We start from the raw sequence: 15,092 nt of genomic DNA, 5'->3' as shown, positions 1-15,092 counted from the left end.
CAGTCATGAATCAGCTACCTACCCTCGACGCCTCAGCAGCCCGCGCCGCAGCACAATCCCATTTCCGTATCTTGCGGCTCGGCACGCCGTTCCAGCCGCGCATCGACGCGCTGGCCAGGACCAATGACTGGTACAATTGGGCCGGCTACCGTGCCCCACATTCGCTGTGGGACGAGGAGCTCGAATATTTCGCCATCCGCAGCCAAGCGGCCCTGTTCGACATCTCGCCGATGACGAAATACCGCATCGCCGGGCCGGACGCCGAGGCCTTCCTCAATCGCGTCACGTTGCGCGACGTGACCAAGCTGAAGTCGGGCCGCGTCCACTACACCGCCTGGTGCGACGACGACGGTTTCGTCCTCGACGACGGCACGCTGTTCCGCCTGTCGCCAACACGGTTCCGGCTGTGCTCGCAGGAACGGCATCTGCCCTGGCTGCTGGATAGCGCCACAGGCTTCGACGTGACGGTCGAGGAAGAAACAGAGGCCGTCGCCGGTCTGGCGCTGCAAGGCCCAACCTCCTTTGCCGTGCTGCGCGATGCCGGTTTCGCCGGCGTCGAAAGGCTGAGGGTTTTTGATCTAGCCGAGTTCCCGCATGACCACGGCACCATCACCATCTCGCGAACCGGTTTCACCGGCGATCTCGGCTACGAACTGTTCGTGCCGGCCGACAAGGCGCTCAGCCTCTGGGACCGGCTGATACTGGCCGGCGAATTACGCGGCATCCGCGCCATCGGCTACACCGCGCTCAATCGCGCCCGGCTCGAAGCTGGGCTGATCGTTGCCAATGCGGATTTCACGACGTCCGAGCATGCCATTCGCGCCGACCGCTTGCGCATGCCGGATGAGATCGGTCTCGGCTTCATGGTCGACCTGCAAAAGGGTCATTTCAATGGCCGCCGCGCCATTCAAGGCGCGCGGGCGAAGAGGCGTCTTCGCCATGTGCTGGTCGGGCTTGAGATCGAGGGCAACATTCCCGCCGAACACGCCATCGTCTACTATAGGAAAAGCCAGGAGGTCGGGCTGGTCAGTGCCGCCATGTGGTCACCGACGGCCAAGCGCAACATCGCCATCGCCTCTCTTGCGCGGCCGTTTGGCGACACGGTCGTCGACGACCTCTGGGTCGAAATCTACGCCATGCGCGAGTTGCAATACCAGAAGCTGATGAAGCGGGCCAAGGTGGTGCAGCGACCCTTCATCAAGCTCGACCGGCGCACCGCCAATCCGCCGGCAGATTTCTGACCATGACGGATGAGGCAAACAAGCACGACGTCGATGCAGAAGCCAGCGAGCAGTGGGAGCTGGTCAACACGCCGCTCGGCGAAAAATGGTCGGGGCGCACGCGCTATGCCGCGGCCATGTTCTTCTACAAGCGCGGCGAGATGAGCGCCGAGACGCTCGAAGTCTACCGCATCTGCGCGCGGCTGGATTCGACGGATCCGCTGCCGATCATCCGCGACCGCGGCGTCGGCCAGGATTGGCTGAAGCGCATGAGCTTTGAATAGCTCGCCCCAGGGTGTGTTGAGATTCAGGTCAGGCCGCGCCGAGAATGGTGGTTTCCGAGAACCGGAGGGGAGCGTACTTAAAGTACGTGAGCCCGCGCATGACCCCGAAATCGAGATCGATTTCGGAAAGATCATGCGCAAAATCAAAGTTCTACAGCGTCCTTTGCGCGCCCAATAGGGCGCGCGGCGCTGTAGGTAAGCGCAGGAACCGCCGTTCGCAGGCCGGCATCACCTGAATATCAGCAGACCCTACCCGATCGTCTTTTCCAGCATGCTGATCCAGTTGCGATAGGCGATCTTCTCGATCAGCGCGCGACCGAAGCCGCGCGCGGCGAGCGCATCGATGAGCTTCGGCAGGCCGGTCACATCGCCGATCACAGCCGGGATCATGGCGCCGTCGAAATCGGACCCGAGGCCGACGCCGTCTTCGCCCAGCGCCTGCAGCAGCGAATCGACATGGCGCGCCATGATGTCGAGACTGGTGTCGGCATTCATCCTGCCGTCTTCGCGCAAGAATCCGGTGGCGAAATTCAGCCCGACCATGCCGCCCGAGTCGCGGATCGCGCCGAGCTGCCAGTCGGTGAGGTTGCGGGAATGGCCGCAGATCGCATGGACATTGGAATGGGTCGCGACCAGCGGTGCATCACTGATCTCGACCACGTCGCGAAACCCCTTTTCGTTGAGATGCGAAAGGTCAACCATGATGCCGAGCTGGTTGCAGGCGTTGACCAGCGCCTTGCCGGCATCGGTCAGGCCAGGTCCGGTGTCGGGTGTCGACGGAAAGCGGAACGGCACGCCGTGGCCGAAGGCGTTCGGGCGGCTCCAGACGATGCCGAGCGAGCGCAAGCCGGCGGCATACAGCACGTCGAGCATCGTCAGTTCGGGGTCGATCGCCTCGACGCCTTCGATATGGAACACCGCAGCGATCGATCCTTGCGCCATCGCGTTTCGCACGTCGCCGGCGCTGCGGCAAACGGTGAGCGCCGACGCCCGCTCCAGCCTGTACAGGATCGAGGCCATGGCGATGGTGGAATCGAGCGCGTCGGCACGGGAGAGTTCGGGCGGCAACGGCTCGTTGTCGCTGGGTGCCGGCGGCACCGCGCTGCGCCTGGATTTCTCAGCCGGCGGCGGGAAGATCGCGAACATGCCGCCGGCAAAGCCGCCCTTCTTCGCGCGGGGCAGGTCGATGTGGCCGCCCTGCGTCCCTTCGATGAACAGCTTTTCGACATCGGTGTCTTTCGACTGATAGAGCCGGAGCAGCGTATCGTTGTGGCCGTCGAAGACGGGGACGAGATCGGATTCGGTCATCAGGGAGCCATTCGGTTAAGGGGGTGTGCCTCAGACGCAGCCAGTCTGCAGGCGATATGCCTAATTAGGCAAGATGTGCGAACTGCGCAAATGCCAGAGACGTTATCCCCTTGTGGCCACCCGCTCTTCCACCGTCATCCCGCGCGCTCAGGTGGCCGAATTGAGCCGAACCTACTGTTTCAGCACGTCGGCCCATTCCTTGTGACGATGGAACTGGGCGTTGGCGAACGGGCAAAGCGGGATGATCTTCTTGCCCGCCGCGCGCGCGTCCTCGACGGCGCGGGTGACGAGGCGAAGCCCGGCACCCTGGCCGCGAAATGCATCCGGCACCTCGGTGTGGTCGATGATGATCTGGTGCTCGCCGACCTTGGTGAAGGTCATCTCCGCCTCGGCGCCATCAGGCCCGCGCAAGAGATAACGGCCCTTGGAGCCGCGGTCCTCCAGTTCGATCTCCGGCAATTGGTCAAGCATTGCTTACGCTCCTTCTACCGGCGTAGCGGACAGAAATCGCTGCGCCGCCTCGATCTCGTTCGACTGCACCTCATGGCCGCCGTCATGCCACTCCACTGTGACATCGGCGCCATCGGCGCGCAAATACGCCTCCAGCCGCGACGTCAGGTTGGGCGGGCAGATCGGATCGCGCCTGCCGGCGGTGACCAGGATGCGGCGGCCGGCAAGGCTGCCGTGCACCTGCGGCTCGAACGGGATCAGCGGATGCATCAGCACCGCCGCATCGAGAAGCGTCGGCGCAGCGAACACCACCGAGGCCAGGATGTTGGCGCCGTTGGAATAGCCGAGGCCAAGCACCGACGAGGGTTTTGCCGCCTCGACATGTGCCCTGATAAAACCCACCATCTTGTCCGTCGCCCGCGCCAGGTCGCCCATGTCGTAGACGCCCTCGCCGGTGCGGCGAAAGAAGCGTCCCGCACCGTGTTCCGAGACATCGCCGCGCGGCGAGATGATGGTCGCCTGCGGCGCGAGATCGCGCCCGAGCGACAGAAGCTGGCTCTCGTCGGCCCCGGTGCCGTGGAAGACGAAAAGCAGCGCGCTGCCCGGCGAACCGGGCAGCACCTTGTGGATGTAAGCGTCCTTGCTCATGGCCCTGTCCTCAGTCTTCGAGCTTCTGCAAATGCTGTTCGAGATAGGGCCTCAGATGCTGGTGCTGCGTCGGCAGCTTCAGCGCCTCACCGAGATGGGCCGTATCCTCGTCGCGGTCGAAGCCCGGCTCGTTGGTCGAGACCTCAAACAGCACGCCGCCAGGCGTGCGGAAATAGATCGCCCAGAAATAATCGCGGTCGATCACCGGCGTCACCTGATAGCCGGTGTCCATCAGCGCCTTGCGCACTTCGAGTTGCTTGGCGCGGTTTTCGACGGCGAAGGCGACGTGGTGGACGGAGCCAGCGCCGAGATCAGCAAATGCAGCGCCCGGCAGCGATTCGATGTCGACGACATTGGCACCATTGCCGTTCTTCACTGCCAGCCGTCTGATGGTGCCGGATGTGTCGACTTCCTCATAGCCCATGAATTTCAGCAGCTCTTCTGTGGCGCCGCCATCCTTGAGTCTGAGCGACACCGAGTGAAACCCGCGGATCGCCTCGTCGGAGGGAATGCCAGCTTTCGCCCATGGCGCACGATGGTCGGCCTTGTTCTCGACCAGCGCAAACCCGTCGCCATCGGGACCGGCGAAGGCAAGCCGCTTCTCGCCGAATGTTTCTTCGCGCGACAGCCCCATGACGCCCTCATCGGCAAAACGCTTTTCCCAATAGGCGAGCGTGCCTTCGGGCACCGAATAGACCGTGGTGCCGACCTCGCCGACGCCGTGGCGGCCCTTGCCGATGTTGGGGAAGGGGAAATAGGTCATCACCGAGCCGGGCGTGCCGACCTCGTCGGCATAGTAGAGGTGGTAGACATCCGGCGCGTCGAAATTGACGGTTTTCTTGACCCGGCGCAGGCCAAGCTTTTTTGTGAAGAATTCATTGTTCTGGCGTGCATCCCTGGCCATCGAGGTGACATGATGCAGGCCCTTGATCTGGTCGAGCATTTTCCTGCTCCTTCCCTTGTCCTGTGCGGCCCATGCCGCGGTCCACGCCAATATGAGGACCCGCCAGCCGGCGGCAAAGGCCGCAAACGCAGAATAGACTGTGCTGGAAAAGTGAACAATAAGGCGATTTATGTTCACTATTCAGAAAACCCGTCAGGCTTGCGTCATCGCCAAAATTCGGCTCCATGAGCGGCACGGATACATGATTGGGAAGGATACAGCGATTGGCCGAAAAAGGCAGACGCCAGAACATTCTCCTGATCACCTGCGACCAGTGGCGCGGCGATTGTCTGTCGGCTGTCAGTCATCCGGTGGTGCGGACCCCAAACGTCGACGCACTCGCTGCCGAGGGTGTACTATTCAGAGAACACTATGGCGGCGCGGCGCCCTGCTCGCCGGCGCGCGCTTGCCTCTACACCGGCCTCTACCAGATGAACAACCGCGTCTGCCGCAACGGCACTCCGCTCGACGCACGCCACGGCAACATCGCGCTCTGGGCGCGCAGCCTCGGCTATGATCCGACGCTGTTCGGCTATACCGACGTGTCGCCCGACCCGCGCGCTCTGGCGCCGGGCGACCCGCGGCTGAAAAGCTACGAAGGCGTGCTGCCCGGCTTCACCGTGCGCCAACTCCTGCCGGAGCATCAGAAACCGTGGCTGTCCTGGCTCAAGGCGCGCGGCATCGATAGCGGCGCCGGCTTTCCCGACATCCATCGGCCAGCGAGCAAGATTGGAGGCAGGATCGAAAGCGCGGTGACCAGCGCACCGCCCGTCTATTCGAAGGACGAGACCCCAGCCGCTTTCCTGACCGGCGAATTCGTCCGCTGGCTTGGCGAACAGGAGCGCGACACACCGTGGTTTGCGCATCTTTCCTTCCTCAGCCCGCATCCGCCCTTCATCGTGCCGGAGCCTTACAATATGATGTATGATCCGGCCGACGGCACAGCCTTCCGCCGCGCCGCGAGCTGGCAGGCCGAGGCGGAGAGCCACCCCTACCTTGCCTATGATCTTGACCAGCAGCAGCGGACAAAATTCCGCCCCGGCGCCGAGGGCAAGGTGCGCGACTGGGGCGACGATAATTTTGGCGGCATCCGCGCGCTTTATTACGGCATGATCTCGGAGGTCGACGCGCAGCTTGGCCGCATCTGGCAGGCGGTCAAGGCGGTGGGTGCATGGGATGACACCATCATCGTGCTGACCTCGGACCACGCCGAGATGATGGGCGACCATTACATGCTGGGCAAGGGCGGCTTCTTCGACGGCAGTTTTCATATTCCGCTGATCATCCGCGACCCGCGCCGCCGCAAAGCGGCCGGCGCCAGCGTCGACCGCTTCACTGAGGCGGTGGACATAGCGCCGACATTGCTCGATCTGCTTGGCGAGGAAACGCCGCCGCATCTCGACGGACAATCGCTGAAGCCGTTCCTGGATGCCGGGGAGCCGGACAACTGGCGCGAGGCCGCGCATTGGGAGTTCGATTTCCGCTCGGTAGCCGAGGGTCATGCCGAGCGCCACTTCGGCATCGGTCCGCGCCAGTGCAATCTGGCCGTCATCCGCACGGAAAAATTCAAATATGTACATTTCGGCGGCGGCCTGCCGCCGCTGCTGTTCGACCTCGAGAAGGATCGAGACGAGCTAACCAATGTCGCTGCCGACCCGGCCTATCTGCCAGTCCGCCTGGAGCTTGCCGAAAGGCTGCTTGCCTGGCGGGCCGAACATCTCGACCAGTCGCTGGCGCTTGCCGAACTGACCGAGGATGGCGTTGCCGGCCACGTCGCAGGCCTGCCACCTTTCCAGTCATGAAAAGGCCCGCGCCGTTGCCGGCACGGGCCTTTTTCATCGTTGGAGCGAACTACCGCATGATCATGCGCTGTGTGTCGCGGTTTTGCGCATATGTAGCCTTGTCATAGGGGGCCTGCGCCTCGAGCTGCTCCTTGGTGAAGTTCGTGTAGAGATAGCGCTTGCCATCCTTGTCGGTCATGAATTTGAGGTTGTCCATGCCGATCGCCACCTCCTTCTCGCCAACGCCAAGGAAACCGCCGACGTCGATGATGACGGCGTCGACCTTCTTGTCGCCCGTCAGCACGACGTCACCAATTTCACCGACATTGACATCATTGGCGCCATAGACGGTGGTTCCAACCAGATCCTCGGACCGGATTTTGTCGACCGGCATTTCGGTCAGCGCCGACTTGTCGATCGCAGCGGTCTGCGTCTGGTCGGGGGCGGAGGCGTCAGGCGTTGCTGCAGCCGGAGCCTCGGCTGTCTTGTCCATTGGGGCCGGAGCAGCGGTGTCAGGCGTTGCCGCGGGGGCTTGCGCCGTCTTGTCCGCCGGTGCTGGAGCCGGAGTGACGGTAGGGGTGGTAGCTACCGGCGCCGCCGCGTCAGTGGATGCGGTAGTCACCGGGGCGGGATCATAGGGCCTGCGGTCGAACTCCGGCAACGCCTCCAGCCCCTCCTTCGTGGTCTCGGCCACCAGCCAGCGATCACCGTCCCTCTCCGCCCACTTGGCCTTGTCGAACTGATAGGCCACGTTCTTTTCGCCAACCTCAAGGAAGCCGCCGACGCCAATGATCAGCGACTCGGCCATGCCATCCTTGGCCAGGACGATGTCGTTCACGTCGCCGATGTTTTGAGCATCGTCGCCAGTGCCGTTGTAGACGGTTTCACCGATGATGTTGGTGGCAAGGTTCCCATCGGCGCGCTTCACGGGTTCGGCAGGAGCCGGTTCAGCCGGAGCCGCCGGAGCGTTCTGTGCGGTGGTATCGGTCGCGCCAGAAGGGGCTGGAGGAGCCGTGGCCGTGGTGTCGCTGGCCGCAGGAGCCGGATCATAGGGCTTGCGATCGAAGTCCGGCTGAGCCGTCAATTCATCCTTTGTGGTTTGGGCAATCAGCCAGCGGTCGCCATCGCGTTCGGCCCACTGCAGCTTGCTGTAGTCGAAAGTGACATTCTTGGCGCCGACGCCAAGAAAGCCGCCGACGCCGATGACGACGGATTTCGCCTGACCGTTTTCATCGAAGATGACATCACTGACATTGCCGATGTTCTCGGCATCGTCGGCTGTGCCATTATAGACAGATTCACCGATGATATTGGTTACCAGGCTGCCTTCGGCGCGCGGAATGGGAGCAGCCGGAGCGGTATCCTGGACTGCTGGATCCTGCGTCGGCGCCGGGGTTGTGGCCGTCTGCGCGTATGCGCCGGTCGCAATCAACGCTGCGAGTGCGGTGGTGGTTAAAAGGGTGCGGATCATTGTAATCTCCTCGTGCGTTATCTCGTTCACGCCACGGGCCGCCGGTGGGAGATTGGTCGCGGCGTTACATATTCACAACGTCGTGACCGCGCCGTTGTTCCGACACCATGGCGAGCGTCGTGAAAAAAACCTTCCGAACCGCGCCAATCAGGCAGTCGGCCGGTGAGATTCGCGCCTGTATTTTCGTTAGAGCTGCGGAACTTTTTTTCAGCCGCCCCGTTTCAGCCTGTGGCTGGGTCTGTCCTGGTCGATGAATACCCAATGGCTGACAAGAAAAAACGGAGCGGGGGGATGCGATTTGCGGCGGTGCTGAACCAGGAGGGCGGCACCTTGCGCACGATTGATCTTTCCGCGTTCACCGACCGGATGCGCCAGACATTGGAGGCAGCAGGTCACTCCATCGATATCGACATCGTTGCCGGCAATGACATCGTTAGAGCGCTGGACCGCATCGCTTCGAAGCACAGCATCGACATTGTTCTGGCCGGTGGCGGCGACGGCACCATTTCGGCCGCGGCGGCTCGGTTGATGGGCAAGAAGAAGGCACTTGCCATTTTGCCGGCTGGCACGATGAACCTGTTCGCGCGCGGGCTCGGCATCCCACAGACCCTTGACGCGGCAGTGAAATCCTTTGCCGACGGCGAGGTGATCGCAGTCGATATGGCAACCGCCAATGGCCAGCCATTCGTGCACCAGTTCTCGATCGGCATGCATGCCAGGATGGTTCAACTTCGCCAGACCATGGAGTTTGGCTCGCGGTTGGGAAAGATGCGGGCCTCGGCGAAGGCTGCCTGGGCGGCGATCAACAATCCGTCGGCAATGAAGGTGACGCTGACTATCGGCGAAGCCGAGATCGTGACGCGCACCACCGGCATCGGCATCACCAACAATCTGTTCGGTGAGGGTCATCTACCCTATGCCGACAATCCCGCCGGCGGCGTGCTCGGCATCTATGTCACGGTGGCGCGGCGGCGTGGCGAACTGATCAGGTTCCTCTTCGACATGGCGCGCGGCAAATGGCGCGACAGCGAGCACGTCGAAATCCACCAGGCCGACCGGGCCGTTTTGAAAGTCCACTCGGCAACCAAGAAATTCCGAGCCGTCATGGATGGCGAACTGGTCAGGCTTGACCGCGAAACGACGATCGAAATCCGTCCTGGCGCGCTGAACGTTCTCGTCCCGGCGCGCGCTGTCCAAGCGAAGGCCGCGTGATGCAGGCCGGCACAGTCGATCGGAAGGCTTCAGCCTTTGGGAATCTCGCCCTGTTCGTTCCTGGGAAGCTCGCCCTGTTCGGTTGTCGACGTCTTGTCTATCATGTTGCCGTAAATCTCCGCGATGCCCCAGGCGATAAACGCCAAAAGCAGCGCGGCGATCAAGATACGGAAAGTGTGCCACCCCCAGCGTCCCTGGCGGGCTTTGTCTTCAGGAACGATCTTGGGCATGATGATCGGCCTCCATGTTGTTTGGCGCAAGCATGTCGTTTGGCGCCGGCGGGCGCGGCTGGCAAAACGTGGTTGGGTAACGGTTCCTCAAGGCGAAGGTTCCGGTTTCAGAGCCAGGCAACTGGCCTAGCGCGAATGGCTGCAAGCCGATGCATTTGGGGGCCTTGTGGATAGCAGGGTAGTGAAAAAGCCGACTCTGCCGGTCGATGTGCTTGGCGCAGTTGGCGCCGCGGACCGGCTTGCCGTGCTCCACGGTCTCGATGCAATCGACACGACGGCCGATCCTGACTTCGACCGTATCAGCGCTCTTGCCGCCGCGGTGATGCAAGCGCCTATCGCGCTCGTCACGCTGCTCGGTGTCGAGCGGCAATGGTTCAAGTCCTGTGTCGGCCTGGATGAGACCGAGGCCGCGACCGATACATCTTTCTGCGCCCACGCCATTGCCGCCGGCGACGAGCCGATGGTGGTGACCGATGCGAGCACGGATTCGCGTTTCAACGCCAGCCCGCTGGTCACCGGCGAGCACCATGTCCGTTTCTATGCGGGTGCGGTGATTGTGGTAGCCGGCGCCCGGATCGGCACGCTCTGCGTGCTCGACCGCAAGCCGCGCGCGTCGCCGTCTACAGCCAAGCTTGAACAATTGACGGCGCTCGCCAGTCTCGCCGCCAGCCTGTTCGCATTGAAGGACGCCACCCGCAACGGCGCCAGCGCCGCTGCGGCGCTGGCGCGTGAGGAAAAGCGGCGCGCCATAGCGCTCGACGCCGCCTCGCTCGCTAGCTGGGCATGGGATATCCCCACCGATATGATCGAATGCGATGTCCGGCTGTCCGAGCTGTTCGACCTGCCGCGCTCGAATCGGCTAAGGGCGCGCGATATCCTTGCTGCCATCGACCCGCGCGATGTCTACCAGACCGAGACGCACTTTCGCGACGCGCTGGCCAGCGGCGACGACTATTTTGGCGAATACCGCGTCAAGGGCTTCAGTCCGCCGCGCTGGCTCGCTACGCGCGGCCGTGTCATCGAGCGCGACGGCGACGGCAAGCCGACGTTGATCTTCGGCGTCAATTACGACGTCACCGAACGCAAGCTCGGCGACGAGCGGCAACGGCTCTTGCTGCGCGAGCTGAACCATCGCGTCAAGAACACGCTGGCGACCGTGCAGGCACTGGCGACGCAAACCGTTCGCCATGCCCGCAAGCCGAGCGAGTTCCTCGAAGCCTTTAGCGCCAGGCTTCAGGCGCTAGGCGCCGCCCACAGCCTGCTGTCCGACCGCGAGTGGCGCGGCATCGGCATTCGCGAACTCGTGCAGATCGAGGTCAAGCCATTCGACACCGCCCAACAGCCGCGCATGACGATCTCAGGCGCCGATCTCCTGCTTTCGCCCGACCAGGCGGTCGGGCTCGGCCTGATCCTGCATGAACTGGCCAATAACGCGCTGCAATACGGATCGCTGTCGGCGGCTGCGGGCAAGGTCGATCTCGACTGGAAGGCACAGGGCCGGAAAGGCGCACGGCGTCTTGTGCTGACCTGGCGCGAAAGCGGCGGGCCTGAAGTTGCCTCGCCCGAACGCCACGGCTTCGGCTCGATCCTGATCCGCCGCAGCCTGGCTAAGGTCATCTCCAGCGAAGTGACCCACGAATTCCGACCGGAAGGCGTGTTTGCCGAAATATCGATGCCGCTGGAGGATCTGTCGAAGTGATGGCCCGACCCTGATCCCGAACCGAAGGTCCTCGTCAGCGAAAAGTGGGGTCCGGTTTTCGGATAAGATCATGGTCGAACAAGAAGAAGAATCGCTTCGAGCTATTTCGCTTCGCCGGCATCCGGATCGTCGGCATCGGGCTTTATATTCTCGCGGTAGATGGCGTAGGCGGCGAGCGCGATCGCCGGACCGAGAATGGTGCCCAGGCCACCTTTCCCCTTGAGCAGCGTCGGCAGTATGGCGAGCGCAGCCGTGATGCCGACCGCCTTCATGTCGGCATTGCGCCTCCGCGCCCTGCGTCGGGCGCGCGCGCCGGCCGACAGCTGATAAATAAGCAGGAGGACCCCTGCGATCACCAGGAAGCCGATTCCGAAACCAAAGCAGGCTGCCATCGGCCCGTAGCGGCCCGCCACCCAAATATAGGCCGCTCCGACGAGGAAACCGAGGCCGCACAGTGCTGCAAGTGCCGCGAGCGCATAGACGATTGCAGCCGTGCGCGCGCGACGCACGGCTGCAACGGTCTCACCCGAGGCGAGGCCCGAGATCAGCGATGCCAGCATTCCCATCTGGGCTGAGGCTAGCGGCGCGCGAGAAGCGCGAACAGAAAGCCGACCCCGGCTGCGATCGCCAGCGACGTCACCGGCTTTTCGCGCACGCTCGCCGCCACTTGCGCTTCGAGGTCCTTGGCGTTGCTGCGCAGGGTGTCGAAGGCCGCTTCGCCCTGGGCGCGCAGTTGCTCGACGCCTTCGGTCGCGGCGCGGCGGGCCGTCCCGTAACCATGTTCGCCAGTCTTGGCCAATTGCTTGGTGAGTTTTTCGATATCGGCTTTCAATTGCCTGATGTCGGCCTCGAGATCCGAATTCGCCCGGCTTGCGTTCGCGGTCTTTCCTGCGGCAGTCGCCATTGCTTAACTCCTTGCGCTTGCTTGGTTTCAAACGCTCGATACTCACCAAGGTTCCGAAATCGGAACAAGGTCCATGAAAGGGTGTTTCCGCGTATGAGTCCAGCCCGAACCGAACATCCCAGGACCGGCGTCAGATCAGCAGCCGGCGTTCCTCGCTCAACCCTCCCAGCGCGAGTTAAACCTGCGGATCGTCTGTTGAAGAATCGAGATTCCGTCGTCTGCGACGGACGTGTTTTTTTACATAACAGAATGCCAAATAACTTTAGATGACAGGACACCAAATAGCGATCATGACTCCTCTGTTCCCTGCGCTTCCCCTTTTCCCTGCGCGCCACGGAGACATTGCCACGTGCCACCCCTGCTTGACGGATTGCGAATTCTTGTTTTGGAGGATGAATTCCTGATCGCCATGGATGTCGAGCAGCTTTGCCGCGACTATGGCGCCGGCGACGTGACCATCGCCCGCGATCTGGGTGAGATCGATCGCAAGAACGTTGCCTTGCGATTCGACGCAGCCATCGTCGATCTCATGCTGGGCGGCGCTTCGACGCTCGATTTCGCTTCGCGGCTGCGCGAATCGGGCGTGCCTTTCGTCTTCGCCTCGGGCTATTCCGACATGGACGAAATCAAGGTGTCCTTTCCCGATATCAGATTGGTCACCAAGCCCTATTCGGGAGACGATCTCGTGCAAGCAGTGGCGGCGGCGTGCGGGCGCGGACCTCCTGTTTGAGGGTCCGGAAACGGGGGCGCGGATTGCCGGGTCAGTGTTCAGGCGGCGTTCGACCCCGTCACCTGAGCCGAGATCGCGTCCGGGCCAAACTCGTCATCGCCGGAAATCTTCAGGATTTCCTGCAACCGCGTGCGGGCGCGGCTGACGCGGCTCTTGATCGTTCCGACCGCACAGCCGCAGATCTCGGCGGCTTCCTCGTAGGAAAAGCCCGAAGCGCCGATGAGGATGATGGCTTCGCGCTGGTCCTCGGGCAATTGCTCGAGCGCGCTACGAAAGTCCTTGAGGTCGAGTTGGCCGTGCTGGGCCGGATGGACGGCTAGCCTGGCCGTCATGATGCCGTCGCTGTCCTGCACCTCGCGGCCGCGCTTGCGCATCTGCGAATAGAATTCATTGCGCAGGATGGTGAACAGCCATGCCTTGAGATTGGTGCCCGGCTCGAAGCTTTCATGCTTGTCCCAGGCCTTCACCAGCGTTTCCTGCACCAGATCGTCGGCCTTGTCGGCGTTTTGCGTCAACGATACGGCGAAGGCCCGCAGGCTCGGAATCGAGCCGAGCAGATCGGTCTTGAAGCTCTGGGAGACAGCCGCCATGCCTCAGTCCTTTTTCTGTGCAGGTTGGGCCCGTTCCAACTGGCTGAGCAATTGGGCGAAGCGATCCGGCACATTGTCGGAGACCAGCTCGTCGTAATATTGTTTGAGTTTGCGGCCGATTTCCGAATTTGGCCCGAGCGGGTCGCCGGAAGCAGCCCGGCGCCTGTTTGCAGCGCCAGCCGTGGTATTTTTCGTCATGTCTTCATTTCGCCCTTTGTTCCCAGCACCCAGCCGCCCCTCAACACAAGACGCAAAGCAAGCGGCCCCCTCGTCGGGTTGCCCCATCCCGACCTCAAACGCCGTCCCATTATATTAGTTCCACAACCATCGGAACTTTTTCGGAAATCCGGCGTTTGTGTTTTCAGGGCTATTTTCGGGACTTGTAATCAGCTTGGCCTGCAATCTATGCATTTACGTCAGAGGGAGACGTCCGTCATGAGCCTATCCGCAACCATCGCTCCACACCTGCCGTTCCTGCGCCGCTTCTCGCGGGCCGTTTCCGGATCTCAGGAGAGTGGCGACGCGCTGGTCGCCGCGATGCTCGAAGCCATCATCGCCGACGTCGACATCTTTCCGAACGCGTCGAACGACCGCATCGCGCTCTACAAGGTCTTCGCCAGGCTGTTCACCTCGGTCGCCATCCGCGTTCCGCAAGAGCACCCGCAGTCGGCATGGGAACAGCGCGCCGCCGCCAATCTGAACGCGATCTCACCGCGCCCCCGCCAGGCCTTCCTGCTGGTCGCCGTCGAAGGTTTCAGCGAAGACGAGGCGGCGGAGATTCTAGACGTCGACGATGAGGAGTTCTCCGAACTTCTCACCGAGGCCAGCAACGAGATTTCCCGCCAGGTGGCAACCGATGTGCTGATCATCGAGGACGAGCCGCTGATCGCCATGGACATCGAGCAAATGGTCGAAAGCCTGGGTCACCGCGTCGTCGGGACTGCGCGTACCCACGCCGAGGCGGTGGCTTTGTTCGCAAAGACGCGGCCAAAAATGGTGCTGGCCGACATCCAGCTTGCCGACGGCAGCTCGGGCATCGAAGCGGTGAACGAAATCCTGTCGTCCACGCCGGTGCCGGTGATCTTCATCACCGCCTTTCCCGAACGTCTCCTGACCGGCGAGCGGCCGGAGCCGGCCTTCCTCGTCACCAAGCCGTTCAATCCGGAGATGGTCAAGGCCCTGATCAGCCAGGCGCTGTTCTTCGACCGGCATGCGAAAGCCGCTGCATAGGACCGGATAGGCCCAGCCTAGCGCCGCTCTGTTTTCCACAGATCAAACGACGCTGGCCCTTTGCGGCTGGCAAACGTCCTTTGCGCCTCGAACTTTCCCTGCTCGTGACGATTCAATTCGGGCCGGAAAGATTTCCAGGGATCGTCTTTTTCGGGAAATGGTGGAACAAACGGCAGCGAAAGGCGTTTTTGCCACACCATTCGAAGGAGATGGATCATGCTTTACTGGGCGCTCGTATTTCTCGTCGTCGCGATCATTGCAGGCGCTCTTGGTTTCGGCGGCATCGCCGGCACCTCTGCCGGTATAGCGCAGATATTGTTTTTCATCTTTCTCGCTTTCCTGATCATTTCGCTTATCGCGGGCTTGTTCAAACGGGCGTCGTGAACGCTAGG

The 15,092-nt window shown here is 62.4% G+C and carries 18 protein-coding genes; 8 read left to right on the top strand and 10 right to left on the bottom strand.

All coding sequences use genetic code 11. The annotated features are described in order from the left end of the window. Positions 1 to 5 precede the first annotated feature (5 nt). Both EN885_RS18085 and EN885_RS18080 read left to right on the top strand, forming a co-directional pair. Positions 6 to 1,241 carry an aminomethyltransferase family protein gene (locus EN885_RS18085; protein WP_128242995.1) on the top strand — a complete coding sequence of 412 codons (1,236 nt, stop codon included), beginning with the start codon at positions 6 to 8 and terminating at the stop codon, positions 1,239 to 1,241. A 2-nt stretch (positions 1,242 to 1,243) separates the two neighbouring features. Continuing rightward, complete coding sequence (locus EN885_RS18080; protein WP_095487132.1) at positions 1,244 to 1,504, top strand: hypothetical protein; 261 nt, start codon at positions 1,244 to 1,246, stop codon at positions 1,502 to 1,504. Between the two features lie 249 nt (positions 1,505 to 1,753). Here EN885_RS18080 and EN885_RS18075 read toward each other — a convergent pair whose 3' ends face one another. The 4 genes from EN885_RS18075 to EN885_RS18060 form a co-directional block, all read right to left on the bottom strand. Then, positions 1,754 to 2,812: a dipeptidase gene (locus tag EN885_RS18075; RefSeq protein ID WP_128242996.1), complete on the bottom strand. Its 1,059-nt coding sequence runs from the start codon at positions 2,810 to 2,812 to the stop codon at positions 1,754 to 1,756. Between the two features lie 171 nt (positions 2,813 to 2,983). Beyond that, positions 2,984 to 3,283, bottom strand: coding sequence for a GNAT family N-acetyltransferase (locus EN885_RS18070; RefSeq protein ID WP_095487136.1), 300 nt, complete (start codon positions 3,281 to 3,283; stop codon positions 2,984 to 2,986). Positions 3,284 to 3,286: 3 nt separating this feature from the next. Continuing rightward, entirely contained in the window at positions 3,287 to 3,910 is a 624-nt protein-coding gene (locus EN885_RS18065; RefSeq protein ID WP_128242997.1) for an alpha/beta hydrolase, read from the bottom strand. Between the two features lie 10 nt (positions 3,911 to 3,920). Continuing rightward, positions 3,921 to 4,853 (bottom strand): VOC family protein, encoded by a 933-nt coding sequence (locus tag EN885_RS18060; protein ID WP_128242998.1) that lies wholly within the window; start codon positions 4,851 to 4,853, stop codon positions 3,921 to 3,923. Between the two features lie 224 nt (positions 4,854 to 5,077). Between EN885_RS18060 and EN885_RS18055 the strand changes: the two genes are divergently transcribed. Beyond that, a complete protein-coding gene (locus EN885_RS18055) occupies positions 5,078 to 6,655 on the top strand; it encodes an alkaline phosphatase family protein (protein ID WP_128242999.1) in 1,578 nt (525 codons plus the stop codon). A gap of 49 nt (positions 6,656 to 6,704) precedes the next feature. Here EN885_RS18055 and EN885_RS18050 read toward each other — a convergent pair whose 3' ends face one another. Next, a complete protein-coding gene (locus EN885_RS18050; protein WP_128243000.1) occupies positions 6,705 to 8,105 on the bottom strand; it encodes a PRC-barrel domain-containing protein in 1,401 nt (466 codons plus the stop codon). Positions 8,106 to 8,396: 291 nt separating this feature from the next. Between EN885_RS18050 and EN885_RS18045 the strand changes: the two genes are divergently transcribed. Next, the gene (locus tag EN885_RS18045) at positions 8,397 to 9,317 is read left to right on the top strand and encodes a diacylglycerol kinase family protein (protein ID WP_126104630.1); all 921 of its coding nucleotides are present in this window, start codon (positions 8,397 to 8,399) and stop codon (positions 9,315 to 9,317) included. A gap of 29 nt (positions 9,318 to 9,346) precedes the next feature. On the opposite strand, the gene EN885_RS18040 is transcribed toward EN885_RS18045, so the two are convergent. Next, on the bottom strand, positions 9,347 to 9,547 hold the full coding sequence (locus tag EN885_RS18040; protein ID WP_095487148.1) for a hypothetical protein: 201 nt from the start codon (positions 9,545 to 9,547) through the stop codon (positions 9,347 to 9,349). Positions 9,548 to 9,728: 181 nt separating this feature from the next. Between EN885_RS18040 and EN885_RS18035 the strand changes: the two genes are divergently transcribed. Further along, the gene (locus tag EN885_RS18035; protein WP_245493093.1) at positions 9,729 to 11,246 is read left to right on the top strand and encodes an HWE histidine kinase domain-containing protein; all 1,518 of its coding nucleotides are present in this window, start codon (positions 9,729 to 9,731) and stop codon (positions 11,244 to 11,246) included. 101 nt (positions 11,247 to 11,347) lie between these two features. Here the strand turns inward: EN885_RS18035 and EN885_RS18030 are convergent, their stop codons facing one another. Together EN885_RS18030 and EN885_RS18025 are read right to left on the bottom strand one after the other, a co-directional pair. Further along, a complete protein-coding gene (locus EN885_RS18030) occupies positions 11,348 to 11,812 on the bottom strand; it encodes a hypothetical protein (protein WP_095487152.1) in 465 nt (154 codons plus the stop codon). 11 nt (positions 11,813 to 11,823) lie between these two features. Beyond that, positions 11,824 to 12,150, bottom strand: a complete 327-nt coding sequence (locus tag EN885_RS18025) for a DUF883 family protein (protein WP_095487154.1) — start codon at positions 12,148 to 12,150, stop codon at positions 11,824 to 11,826. Positions 12,151 to 12,499: 349 nt separating this feature from the next. Here EN885_RS18025 and EN885_RS18020 point away from each other — a divergent pair, with 349 nt between their 5' ends. Continuing rightward, positions 12,500 to 12,880, top strand: coding sequence for a response regulator (locus tag EN885_RS18020; RefSeq protein WP_126104627.1), 381 nt, complete (start codon positions 12,500 to 12,502; stop codon positions 12,878 to 12,880). A gap of 38 nt (positions 12,881 to 12,918) precedes the next feature. Here EN885_RS18020 and EN885_RS18015 read toward each other — a convergent pair whose 3' ends face one another. Together EN885_RS18015 and EN885_RS18010 are read right to left on the bottom strand one after the other, a co-directional pair. Then, on the bottom strand, positions 12,919 to 13,470 hold the full coding sequence (locus EN885_RS18015) for an RNA polymerase sigma factor (protein ID WP_029348707.1): 552 nt from the start codon (positions 13,468 to 13,470) through the stop codon (positions 12,919 to 12,921). A 3-nt stretch (positions 13,471 to 13,473) separates the two neighbouring features. After that, entirely contained in the window at positions 13,474 to 13,668 is a 195-nt protein-coding gene (locus EN885_RS18010; RefSeq protein WP_095487158.1) for a NepR family anti-sigma factor, read from the bottom strand. A 237-nt stretch (positions 13,669 to 13,905) separates the two neighbouring features. On the opposite strand from EN885_RS18010, the gene EN885_RS18005 reads away from it, so the two are divergent. Continuing rightward, on the top strand, positions 13,906 to 14,700 hold the full coding sequence (locus tag EN885_RS18005; RefSeq protein WP_128243002.1) for a response regulator: 795 nt from the start codon (positions 13,906 to 13,908) through the stop codon (positions 14,698 to 14,700). Between the two features lie 216 nt (positions 14,701 to 14,916). Further along, the gene (locus EN885_RS17995) at positions 14,917 to 15,084 is read left to right on the top strand and encodes a DUF1328 domain-containing protein (protein ID WP_023797107.1); all 168 of its coding nucleotides are present in this window, start codon (positions 14,917 to 14,919) and stop codon (positions 15,082 to 15,084) included. Positions 15,085 to 15,092: the final 8 nt, after the last annotated feature.

This window comes from Mesorhizobium sp. M6A.T.Cr.TU.014.01.1.1, assembly GCF_004022765.1.
GTDB classification, from domain to species: Bacteria; Pseudomonadota; Alphaproteobacteria; order Rhizobiales; family Rhizobiaceae; genus Mesorhizobium; species Mesorhizobium mediterraneum.
This window is presented reverse-complemented; position numbering and strand designations above follow the sequence as displayed.

Coding starts and splice junctions, on each gene's coding strand:
- EN885_RS18085 (WP_128242995.1), top strand. CDS start 6: ATGAATCAGCTACCTACCCTCGACGCCTCAGCAGCCCGCGCCGCAGCA.
- EN885_RS18080 (WP_095487132.1), top strand. CDS start 1,244: ATGACGGATGAGGCAAACAAGCACGACGTCGATGCAGAAGCCAGCGAG.
- EN885_RS18075 (WP_128242996.1), bottom strand. CDS start 2,812: ATGACCGAATCCGATCTCGTCCCCGTCTTCGACGGCCACAACGATACG.
- EN885_RS18070 (WP_095487136.1), bottom strand. CDS start 3,283: ATGCTTGACCAATTGCCGGAGATCGAACTGGAGGACCGCGGCTCCAAG.
- EN885_RS18065 (WP_128242997.1), bottom strand. CDS start 3,910: ATGAGCAAGGACGCTTACATCCACAAGGTGCTGCCCGGTTCGCCGGGC.
- EN885_RS18060 (WP_128242998.1), bottom strand. CDS start 4,853: ATGCTCGACCAGATCAAGGGCCTGCATCATGTCACCTCGATGGCCAGG.
- EN885_RS18050 (WP_128243000.1), bottom strand. CDS start 8,105: ATGATCCGCACCCTTTTAACCACCACCGCACTCGCAGCGTTGATTGCG.
- EN885_RS18045 (WP_126104630.1), top strand. CDS start 8,397: ATGCGATTTGCGGCGGTGCTGAACCAGGAGGGCGGCACCTTGCGCACG.
- EN885_RS18040 (WP_095487148.1), bottom strand. CDS start 9,547: ATGCCCAAGATCGTTCCTGAAGACAAAGCCCGCCAGGGACGCTGGGGG.
- EN885_RS18030 (WP_095487152.1), bottom strand. CDS start 11,812: ATGGGAATGCTGGCATCGCTGATCTCGGGCCTCGCCTCGGGTGAGACC.
- EN885_RS18025 (WP_095487154.1), bottom strand. CDS start 12,150: ATGGCGACTGCCGCAGGAAAGACCGCGAACGCAAGCCGGGCGAATTCG.
- EN885_RS18015 (WP_029348707.1), bottom strand. CDS start 13,470: ATGGCGGCTGTCTCCCAGAGCTTCAAGACCGATCTGCTCGGCTCGATT.
- EN885_RS18010 (WP_095487158.1), bottom strand. CDS start 13,668: ATGACGAAAAATACCACGGCTGGCGCTGCAAACAGGCGCCGGGCTGCT.
- EN885_RS18005 (WP_128243002.1), top strand. CDS start 13,906: ATGAGCCTATCCGCAACCATCGCTCCACACCTGCCGTTCCTGCGCCGC.
- EN885_RS17995 (WP_023797107.1), top strand. CDS start 14,917: ATGCTTTACTGGGCGCTCGTATTTCTCGTCGTCGCGATCATTGCAGGC.